The 10,346-nt window shown below is 45.3% G+C and carries 13 protein-coding genes; all 13 read left to right on the forward strand.

Annotated elements, in window-relative coordinates; translation table 11 throughout:
* The coding region (locus IQP38_RS03420) for a chemotaxis protein CheW (RefSeq protein ID WP_193837311.1) at positions 1–843 on the forward strand (843 nt) is incomplete at its 5' end.
* Between the two features lie 35 nt (positions 844–878).
* Positions 879–1,373 carry a chemotaxis protein CheW gene (locus IQP38_RS03425; RefSeq protein WP_005380507.1) on the forward strand — a complete coding sequence of 165 codons (495 nt, stop codon included), beginning with the start codon at positions 879–881 and terminating at the stop codon, positions 1,371–1,373.
* 13 nt (positions 1,374–1,386) lie between these two features.
* Entirely contained in the window at positions 1,387–1,881 is a 495-nt protein-coding gene (locus IQP38_RS03430) for a DUF2802 domain-containing protein (RefSeq protein WP_031777229.1), read from the forward strand.
* Positions 1,882–2,171: 290 nt separating this feature from the next.
* Entirely contained in the window at positions 2,172–2,789 is a 618-nt protein-coding gene (gene ccmA / locus IQP38_RS03435) for a cytochrome c biogenesis heme-transporting ATPase CcmA (protein WP_005380511.1), read from the forward strand.
* Between the two features lies 1 nt (position 2,790).
* Positions 2,791–3,459 (forward strand): heme exporter protein CcmB, encoded by a 669-nt coding sequence (ccmB, locus tag IQP38_RS03440; RefSeq protein ID WP_005380512.1) that lies wholly within the window; start codon positions 2,791–2,793, stop codon positions 3,457–3,459.
* Between the two features lie 109 nt (positions 3,460–3,568).
* On the forward strand, positions 3,569–4,312 hold the full coding sequence (locus IQP38_RS03445) for a heme ABC transporter permease (protein WP_005380513.1): 744 nt from the start codon (positions 3,569–3,571) through the stop codon (positions 4,310–4,312).
* A gap of 11 nt (positions 4,313–4,323) precedes the next feature.
* Positions 4,324–4,530 (forward strand): heme exporter protein CcmD, encoded by a 207-nt coding sequence (gene ccmD, locus IQP38_RS03450; protein WP_005380515.1) that lies wholly within the window; start codon positions 4,324–4,326, stop codon positions 4,528–4,530.
* A complete protein-coding gene (gene ccmE, locus IQP38_RS03455) occupies positions 4,527–5,012 on the forward strand; it encodes a cytochrome c maturation protein CcmE (RefSeq protein WP_005380516.1) in 486 nt (161 codons plus the stop codon). The genes ccmD and ccmE overlap by 4 nt, the downstream gene beginning before the upstream one ends.
* Positions 5,009–6,985 (forward strand): heme lyase CcmF/NrfE family subunit, encoded by a 1,977-nt coding sequence (locus IQP38_RS03460; RefSeq protein WP_021034009.1) that lies wholly within the window; start codon positions 5,009–5,011, stop codon positions 6,983–6,985. The genes ccmE and IQP38_RS03460 overlap by 4 nt, the downstream gene beginning before the upstream one ends.
* Position 6,986: 1 nt before the next feature.
* Positions 6,987–7,541 (forward strand): DsbE family thiol:disulfide interchange protein, encoded by a 555-nt coding sequence (locus IQP38_RS03465; RefSeq protein ID WP_005380518.1) that lies wholly within the window; start codon positions 6,987–6,989, stop codon positions 7,539–7,541.
* On the forward strand, positions 7,538–8,023 hold the full coding sequence (locus IQP38_RS03470) for a cytochrome c-type biogenesis protein (RefSeq protein WP_005380519.1): 486 nt from the start codon (positions 7,538–7,540) through the stop codon (positions 8,021–8,023). The genes IQP38_RS03465 and IQP38_RS03470 overlap by 4 nt, the downstream gene beginning before the upstream one ends.
* Positions 8,023–9,237: a c-type cytochrome biogenesis protein CcmI gene (gene ccmI / locus IQP38_RS03475; protein ID WP_017820807.1), complete on the forward strand. Its 1,215-nt coding sequence runs from the start codon at positions 8,023–8,025 to the stop codon at positions 9,235–9,237. The genes IQP38_RS03470 and ccmI overlap by 1 nt, the downstream gene beginning before the upstream one ends.
* 216 nt (positions 9,238–9,453) lie before the next feature.
* On the forward strand, positions 9,454–10,227 hold the full coding sequence (locus tag IQP38_RS03480; protein WP_005380523.1) for a VacJ family lipoprotein: 774 nt from the start codon (positions 9,454–9,456) through the stop codon (positions 10,225–10,227).
* Positions 10,228–10,346: the final 119 nt, after the last annotated feature.

Consider the following 10,346-nt stretch of genomic DNA (forward strand, 5'->3'; position numbering starts at 1 on the left):
CCAGAAACGTACCAGTTTCAAGAAACATATCCGCCAGAGTTGGAAGCTCCAAACCTGGAAGATGTTCAAAGGCTATTAAGTCAGCTTGAAGCAAGCAACCCAGTGGCTGAGTTGGATATTGATAGTATTCTTGAACAAAATACGATTGATATTGCAGCAGAGATAAAAGCGGCTGAGCCTGAGGTACAAACCTTTAGTGAGGTGCCTGAGCTTCAGGGTGTTGAGGAAATACAGGACTGGGTGATTGATGAGCCAGTTTTTGAAGAAGCTCAACCAGAGGTGGATGAACCTCACGCAGTGATCGAACAAAGTATCAATATAGAATCGAACGTCGATACTGAACTCGAAACACAAGCAGATTCCGATATACCAACGGCCTGGGAGAGTACGAAGCGAAGTGAGGACTTCCAAGTTCTTTACTTTGATGTGAATGGTGTCACGTTTGCTGTACCTCTTGATGAGTTAGGTGGTATTCATCGCATTAGCGAGCTTAACCATTTGATAGGAAAACCCGCCTGGTATTTGGGGCTACAAACAAATCGCGAGCAACAGTTTGATGTCGTCGATACCGCGAAATGGGTGATGGCAGATAAGCTTCGTGATGATAGCTATAAAGATAACTACCAATATGTCGTCATGCTTGGTGAGAGCATGTGGGGGTTGGCCAGTAACCAATTAATGGGGACTGAAACGCTTAATATCGACAAGGTTCGCTGGCGTGAGCAGGCGGGTAAACGCCCTTGGCTAGCGGGCATGGTAAAAGAAAAAATGTGTGCCTTAATTCATGTCCAGGCGCTCATTGACATGCTAAACGCCGGTTTAGATGTCAAATCACTGAATTAGATTTAAGTCGGGAACGACATTAACGAGGATTAACTATGTCTCAAGCTTTTGAAGTAGAAGTGAAGAAAGATGCATCGAATGACGAAGTTCTTCAGTGGGTGACGTTCCAGCTAGAAGAAGAAACGTACGGCATCAACGTAATGCAAGTTCGTGAAGTACTTCGTTATACTGAAATTGCCCCTGTTCCAGGTGCACCAGATTATGTACTTGGTATCATCAACCTACGCGGTAATGTAGTTACTGTTATCGATACACGTTCACGTTTTGGCCTGATGGAAGGCGAAGTCACTGACAACACTCGTATTATTGTGATCGAGTCTGAGCGTCAAGTGATTGGTATCTTAGTAGATAGCGTGGCAGAAGTTGTTTATCTGCGTTCTTCTGAAATTGATACGACGCCTTCAGTTGGTACCGACGAGAGTGCGAAGTTCATCCAGGGTGTGAGCAACCGTGACGGCAAGCTTCTTATCCTTGTGGATTTGAACAAGCTGCTAACAGATGACGAGTGGGACGAGATGGCTCACCTTTAATGGCTGAATGATGATGGCTGAAGAGACTCTTTTATCTGCTCCATTCCTTGCGGGTGGCGTCGCTTTTATCGTGTTAGTATTGGTTGTTTTGCAACTGCGGATTCGCTCGGGGTTACAAAAGCAGTTAGACCAACAACGAGCTCAATCTCGACACGCAGATAAAGAAGTGCAAAAGTTGAGTAAGCAGTTACTCGAAGTGCGCTCGGTTGTCGTTGGTCTTGGGCAAAAAGTGACGGAGCAACAGGACATTATTCAGCACTTAAACGAGAGAATTCGCGAACTCGAACACGCTGATACTGATGGTCGCTTGTACAGTCGCGCTTCTAAAATGGTACAGCTTGGCGCTGATATCAACGAGCTGATTGAAGAGTGCGAACTACCAAAAGCCGAAGCTGAGTTGATGCTTTCACTGCAGAAGAAACTGGCGGGGAAAGAGAAGATTCCACCATTAAGTGGTCAGCCATCAGATGACGCAGAATATCCAACGCGTGGACGTCGTCGACGCTAAAGGTTATCAAGCGATAAAAAAGAGGCGTTATTACGCCTCTTTTTTTGTTTTTAGCCGCTAATGCTCTTCTTAAATACAACCCTAGATAACCTTCAGTCGATCTTGCTCTTAGCTCTGGCCTCTCAAATTCAAAATGAGCGCTTATAACTACTTATAGTTAATTTTATTAAAGTGTGATGATTAATTAACAAAAATACATGAACTTACATGTAACCTAGCCCTCTTATCCTGTTTTGTCATAACTAAGCTGTGCTAATATAGCGGCTCGTTCATTTTTTAGTTGAAGCTCTATGTTAGAAGTGTCTAACCTGACAGCAATCCGTGATGAAAGGGTTCTGTTTGAAAACCTGCAGTTTGAAATTAAGCCTGGTGAATTGGTCCAGATCGAAGGGCGTAATGGTACTGGTAAAACTACATTGCTACGGATTGTGACAGGGTTAGGTGATAGAGAAGAAGGTGTCATTAAATGGAAAGGCGAAGAGGTTGAAAAATCTCGTGATGTTTTCCATCAAGATCTGCTTTTCTTAGGACATCAAACAGGAGTGAAACGAGAGCTTACCGCATTAGAAAACTTACGTTTTTATCAATCTATTCAAAATAATCGCTCTTCAGACGAAGAAATCTTTATCGCTTTGACTCAAGTAGGATTAGCTGGTAGAGAAGATGTGCCTGTAGCACAACTTTCCGCAGGTCAGCAACGACGAGTCGCATTGGCAAGGTTATGGCTCAGTAAGCAAATTTTATGGATCTTAGATGAGCCGTTGACTGCCATTGATAAGCAAGGTGTCAAGGTGCTTGAATCTTTGTTCGCAAGTCATGCTGATAATGGCGGTATTGTTGTGTTGACGACGCATCAAGATATGTTTGCGGACAGCCCGAAACTTAGAAAAATAAAGCTGGGTGACTGATATGATTTCCTCGATGACCACCATCATTCGTCGTGAGCTCCTAATCGCATTTCGCCGTCAGGCAGACATTCTGAACCCGCTGTGGTTCTTTATTATTGTCATTACTCTCTTTCCTCTGAGTATTGGACCAGAGCCTAATTTGTTAGCACGTATTGCAGCGGGCATCGTTTGGGTTGCCGCATTGCTGTCCGCCTTATTATCATTAGAGCGTCTATTTCGTGATGATTTTCAAGACGGTGCACTAGAACAAATGATGCTAATGCCGATTCCATTGCAACTTGTAGTGGTTTCAAAGGTCATAGCACATTGGTTGTTAACAGGGTTACCTCTGATTTTAATTAGCCCATTATTGGCGGTTTTACTTTCGCTCGACTTCAATACTTGGCTATCGGTTGTATTAACCTTGATGATCGGTACACCAACACTAAGTTTTATTGGCGCCATTGGTGTGGCGTTGACTGTTGGGTTGCAAAAGGGTGGCGTTCTTTTGAGTTTGCTTATTCTTCCGCTCTACATCCCAATTTTGATTTTCGCAACATCGGCAATTGATGCTGCCGCACTCGGTATGGCGTATAACGGTCAACTAGCGATTTTAGGTGCGATGCTAATGGGGGCGATGACATTAACGCCTTTTGCCATCAGTGCCGCATTACGAGTTAGTGTCAACTAACTCAATAAAGTGCCAATGAAGCGGCGCTTGATCAAAGAATTATTATTAAAGCACTGCTACGGTCTCAACCCTTTAGACAGTGTCCCTGAAGTAAGAGTGAGAACAAAACATGTGGAAATGGCTACATCCTTATGCCAAGCCAGAAGCAGCTTATCGTTTGAGTGGTAAGTTTCTGCCTTGGTTTTCTGTATTGGCCCTCGTATGCTTATCGGTTGGTACGGTTTGGGGGCTTGCATTTGCGCCTTCAGATTACCAACAAGGTGACAGTTTCCGAATCATCTACATTCATGTCCCATCAGCTATTTGGTCTATGGGCGTTTATATGTCGATGGCGATCGCTGCATTTATTGGCCTAGTATGGCAAGTTCGCCTATCTGATATGGCGGCACTTGCGATGGCTCCGATTGGTGCAGTATTTACTTTTATTGCTCTACTTACAGGTGCTGTTTGGGGCAAGCCTATGTGGGGCACTTGGTGGGTATGGGATGCCCGTCTTACATCTGAATTGATTCTGCTATTTCTCTACCTTGGTGTGATTGCGCTCTACCATGCGTTTGACGATCAAAAAACCGCTGCAAAAGCCGCTGGTATCTTAGCGATCGTAGGCGTAGTAAACCTACCTATCATTCACTTTTCCGTGGAATGGTGGAACACGCTTCATCAAGGTGCGACGATCACGAAATTTGAACAACCTTCTATTTCATCCGACATGCTTTGGCCGTTATTGCTGAACATCTTTGGCTTTGCGTTCTTCTTTGGTGCCGTGACGATGGTCCGTTTTCGTAACGAAATCATCAGTAAAGAAAGTCACCGCCCTTGGGTGCGCAAACTCGCAACAGAACAAACTCAGTGAGGTAACTGATTATGCATTTTGAATCTCTGAGCGACTTTTTTGCCATGGGTGGCTACGCATCATACGTATGGAGTGCGTTTGGTATTACTTTCTTATCCATGCTGATTCTTCTGATCACTAGCCTTCGCCGCGGTGATGCATTATTGAAAGAAGTGAAAGCAAAAATTGACCGTCAAGCTCGTATCGACGCAGCGAAGAACATGGAGAACACCTTATGAACCCGAGACGTAAAAAGAGGCTAGGTATTGTACTAGCGATCTTTATCGGTATTAGTGCCACCATTGGTTTGATACTTTATGCGCTTAACCAAAATATGGACCTTTTCTACACTCCAACGGAATTGGTTAATGGTAAGCCAGATGGCACCAAGCCAGAAGTAGGCCAGCGTCTGCGTATCGGTGGAATGGTGGTTGTGGGCTCAGTTCGTCGAGATCCTAATTCTTTGAAAGTGAGTTTTGACCTGCACGATGTCGGTCCGAAAGTGACGATTACCTATGACGGTATTCTTCCTGACTTGTTCCGTGAAGGGCAGGGTATTGTTGCTCAAGGTGTACTGAAAGATGCCACGACAGTTGAGGCATTTGAGGTCCTAGCGAAGCACGATGAAGAATACATGCCACCAGAAATTGCAGAAGCGATGAAGAAAACGCATGAACCGCTTCAATACAGCACCGAACAGAAACAAGGAAGCGGCCAATGATTGCTGAAATCGGTCACTTTGCTCTCATTCTTTCGCTTGCAATGGCAGTGCTGTTGAGCGTATTGCCATTGTGGGGAGCATCGAATAATAACACCATGCTCATGAACACAGCGCGACCGCTATCTTGGTCTATGTTCCTGATGCTGTTGTTCTCTTTCGCCATTTTATGTTGGGGATTTTATACCAACGACTTCACGTTACAGTATGTAGCGAGCAACTCGAATAGTCAGCTTCCTTGGTACTACCGTTTAACCGCAGTATGGGGTGCACACGAAGGTTCACTGTTGCTATGGGTGTTAATCCAAGCTGCTTGGACTGTCGCTGTAGCGACGTTTAGTCGTGGTATGCCGCAAGAGTCGGTTGCACGTGTACTTGCTGTTATGGGCATGATCTCAGTGGGTTTCCTACTGTTTATCATCCTAACGTCAAATCCATTCCTACGTACGTTACCGTTCTTCCCGGTTGACGGACGTGACTTGAACCCTCTGCTTCAAGACCCTGGTTTAATTGTTCACCCGCCAATGCTTTACATGGGCTATGTTGGTTTCTCGGTTGCGTTCTCTTTTGCGATCGCATCCCTAATGACTGGACGCCTTGACACGGCTTGGGCTCGTTGGTCTCGTCCTTGGACAACCGCTGCATGGGTATTTTTAACACTTGGTATCGCACTAGGTTCTTGGTGGGCTTACTACGAACTTGGCTGGGGTGGCTGGTGGTTCTGGGACCCAGTAGAAAACGCATCATTCATGCCTTGGTTAGCGGGTACCGCATTAATGCACTCTCTTGCCGTGACAGAAAAACGCGGCACATTTAAAGCGTGGACGGTACTATTGGCAATCTCTGCATTTTCGTTGAGTTTGTTGGGCACCTTCTTAGTCCGTTCCGGTATTTTAGTATCGGTGCACGCGTTCGCGTCTGACCCGTCGCGCGGTATGTTTATTCTAGGCTTCCTAGTTTTCGTTATCGGTGGCTCTTTATTGCTGTTTGCCGTAAAAGGGGCAGCAGTGCGTGTACGAGGTAACTTCGACTTAGTCTCACGTGAAAATGCGCTCTTAGCCAACAACGTATTACTTATCGCCGCTCTTGTTGTGGTGTTAGTGGGGACACTGTTGCCGCTCGTACACAAGCAGCTTGGTTTGGGGTCGGTCTCTATCGGTGCGCCATTCTTTGACATGCTATTTGCGTGGTTAATGATGCCATTTGCTTTTCTGCTTGGTATTGGTCCTCTTATTCGCTGGAAGCGAGACAGTTTATCTAAACTTGTGAAACCAATGCTCGTTTCAGGTGTTCTTGCTTTCGCCTTGGCCGCGCTATGCGTGTACCTATTTGCCGATTTCTTCTCAACCATGGCTTACATTGGTTGGGTGATGGCGATTTGGATTATTGCGATGCATGGCTTTGAACTGTACGAGCGCGCAACGCACCGTCATAGCTTTAGTGAAGGTGTTCGCAAGCTGCAACGTAGCCACTGGGCAATGATGTTGGGTCATGTTGGTCTGGCGGTATCTGTTATCGGTATTGCGATGGTACAGAACTACAGCATCGAGCGTGATGTACGTTTAGCACCTGGCGAACACTTCCAAATTCAAGGCTATGATTTCTACTTCTCAGGCTTGCGTGATAAAGATGGTCCAAACTACGATGGCTACATCGCAGACTTTGAGATCACACACGATGGCAAATACGTGAATACGCTTCACGCAGAGAAGCGCTTCTACCGTACGGCTAAGTCTATGATGACTGAAGCAGCCATTGACCGCGGTATTAGCCGCGACCTATACATTGCAATGGGTGAACGTTTAGACGACAACCGATCTTGGGCTGTTCGTATTTACTATAAACCGTTCGTTCGTTGGATTTGGGCTGGCTCTTTGATTATGGCATTAGGCGGCGCACTAGCGATTTCTGATAAACGCTACCGCTTCCGTAAATCGCCGAAGAAAAATGCGAAGTCAAAAGAGCAGGAGGCATAACATGAATAAGAAAATCTTATTTATTCCGCTTGTCGCTTTCATGATTCTAGCGGGCATTTTCGCAACCCAATTAATGCGTAACCAAGAGGGCGATGATCCAACTAAATTGGAGTCGGTTTTGGTTGGCAAGCCAGTTCCTGAGTTTCATTTAGAAGACCTGGCTGAGCCTGGAAAACAGTACGACCAATCAATTTTTAAAGGTGAACCGTTGCTCTTGAACGTTTGGGCAACGTGGTGCCCAACGTGTTATGCAGAGCATAAATACCTAAACGAATTGGCGGGTAAGGGCGTTAAGATCATCGGTATGAATTACAAAGATGATCGTAATAAAGCAATAGGTTGGCTGAATGATCTCGGCAACCCGTACTTGATCAGCCTATTTGATGGCAGTGGTATGCTTGGCCTTGACCTTGGCGTTTATGGTGCTCCAGAAACATTCATTATTGATGCAAATGGTGTGATTCGCTATCGCCATGTAGGGGATGTAAACCCACGTAATTGGTCAGAAACACTGGAGCCGCTTTACAACAAATTGGTTGAGGAGGCGAAGCAATGAGAAAGCTAATTCTTGCCGTTTTTGCTGCGATGACATTATCTCTTGCTGCTCATGCGGCCATTGAAGTGTACGAGTTTGATAATTTGGAACAAGAACAGCAGTTCAAAGAGTTAAGCCATACGCTCCGTTGCCCTAAATGTCAGAACAACACGATCTCGGATTCTAACGCTGAACTTGCTCAGGACTTACGCCATAAGGTGTACGAAATGACCAAAGAAGGTAAGTCCAAAGATGAGATTGTTGATTACATGATCGCCCGTTACGGTAACTTCGTGACTTACAACCCACCATTTACGGTCGCGACTGCGATTTTGTGGCTAGGGCCACTCGCTGTAGTACTGGGTGGTTTTGGTTTGATTGTACTGCGTAGCCGTAAATCTAAAGTTAAGGCAAAAGCGAGCAGTGACGAGCAATGGGATGAGCAAAAAGAAGCTCGTTTAAAAGCATTGCTTGAAGAAGAGAACAACGGAGATAAGAAGTAATGACACTATTTTGGATTTCCACCGTTGCTCTCACGCTTATTGCTTGTGCGCTGGTGGCTTTGCCGCTGCTTAAACAAAAAGCGAACAATGATGATGTGTTACGCGATGAGCTCAACAAGGCATTTTATAAAGACCGACTATCTGAGCTTGCAGAAGAAACTGACGAAGGTCTGGTTGAAAGTGAAGACGAACTGATTTCTGATCTAAAGCAATCACTGCTTGACGATATCCCTGGTGATAAAGCGCAAAAAGAAACCAAGGTTTCTCCAATCGCGGTTTTAGTTCCATCGGTAATTCTGACGGTGGTGCTGAGCTATGGTTTGTATTATAAATTTGGCGCGTCAGACGATATTGTTCAATGGCAAGAAGTGTCTGCAAATCTACCTGAGTTATCGAAAAAGCTGATGTCGGCTTCTTCTGAGCCGCTGAGTGACGATGAAATGGCGGATTTGACCCTTGCCCTTCGAACTCGCTTACATTACCAGCCGGAAGACTCGACAGGTTGGTTACTGCTAGGTCGTATTGCGTTAGCAAATCGTGATGTCACCACGGCTATCGATGCGATGGAAAAATCGTACCGCCTAGAGCCCAAAGATCCTGATGTGATGTTGGGTTATGCACAAGCTCTGATGCTGTCTCAAGAGGAAATGGATCAAGCGACGGCTCGCTCATTACTCGGCAAGCTGATGCAGCAAGACTATGTCGACCTGCGTGTGTTTTCTTTGTTAGCGTTCGATGCGTTTGAGCGTCAAGACTTCCCGGCAGCCATAAAGTACTGGGGAATCATGCAGCAAATGATTGGTCCAGAAGATAGCCGATACGAGATGTTGTCACGAAGTATTGAGAGTGCTCGTAAGCAAATGGGCGAAGCGGTTTCACCGGATAAGAGTGTAGCTGTGACAATTAATGTGGCACCAAATGCTCAGTTGGATCCAAACGCAGTTCTGATTGTGTCAGTACATCGTTCAGATGGCTCCCCAATGCCTGTGGCTGCTGCTCGTTATCCGCTAGGTACTTTCCCTCGCACAGTCGTATTAGATGATGGCAATGCCATGATGCAAGGGCAAAAGTTATCTTCACTCGATAAGCTCATCGTCCGTGTGCGTGTAGATTCTGACGGTAACGTAGCAACGCGTGATCAAGATTGGCACGGAGAAAGTGACGTCGTTGAATTTGGCGCACCAGTAGAAGTGACCATTGATCAGCAGTATTAATTGTTAACATCTGTCTCTGAAACATGACAACGAGGTAGAGTCAGTTGCCTTTAGTGGTATGACTCTAAACGATCGAGTAGAATACCGAAGGCCAGCGATTGCTGGCCTTTATTTATTCCCATATCTGAGTCATCTTTACTATGTATCCTGCTCAACATACGTACAATGGTTAATCGGGGTGACTTAGGTACATTAATAGTCGTTATGGAAAATAAAATGTATAACAAGGGTAAATCTACCTTCTTGTTGCTGTTAGCCGTTGGACTGGTTGGCTGTTCAAGTGCGCCTGATGAAGCAGTAACAGGACAAGAAACAAATCAAACGACTTCTGATGTGTATGACCCGTTGGAAGGCTTTAACCGAACCATGTGGGAACTCAACTACGAATATTTAGATCCGTATTTGGTTCGTCCTGTATCACTTGCGTATGTAGAATACACGCCAGTTCCTATTCGTTCTGGTATCGCTAACTTCTTATCGAACTTAGATGAGCCAGCAAGCATGGTTAATAACTTAATCATGGGTAATGGTACGAAAGCCGTGGACCACTTTAACCGTTTTTGGATTAACTCGACGTTCGGTATTTTCGGTTTATTCGATATTGCAAGTGCCGCGGGTATTACGAAGTACGACGAGAAAGCGTTCAGTGATGCAGTAGGCCACTATGGTGTTGGAAATGGTCCTTACTTCATGGTTCCAGGTTATGGTCCGTATACCTTACGTGAAGTGACAGATACCGTAGATAGTACGTATTTACCCCTCTCTTATCTCAACTTCTGGGCGAGTTTGGGTAAGTGGGCGTTTGAAGGAATGGAGAAGCGTGCTTTATTAGTACCGCAAGAAGCGCAGCTAGACTCGTCGCCGGATCCATATATTCTAACTCGCGATGTTTATATCCAACGTCAAAACTTTAAAGCAGAAGTTGAAACGGTAGAAGAAGTTAACATCGAAGAAGAAGAGTATTTAGATGAATATCTAGAAGACTTTTAAGCGTTGTTCTTCACAATAGAGTGACCCGTCCTGATATGGGTTGACACTTTTTAACTAAAACGCTCGATGTACTTCATCGGGCGTTTTGTATTTTAAAGCCGTATGAGGCCTCATTTGAT

The sequence above is a fragment of the Vibrio sp. OPT41 genome, from assembly GCF_015163595.1.
Classification (GTDB): domain Bacteria; phylum Pseudomonadota; class Gammaproteobacteria; order Enterobacterales; family Vibrionaceae; genus Vibrio; species Vibrio alginolyticus.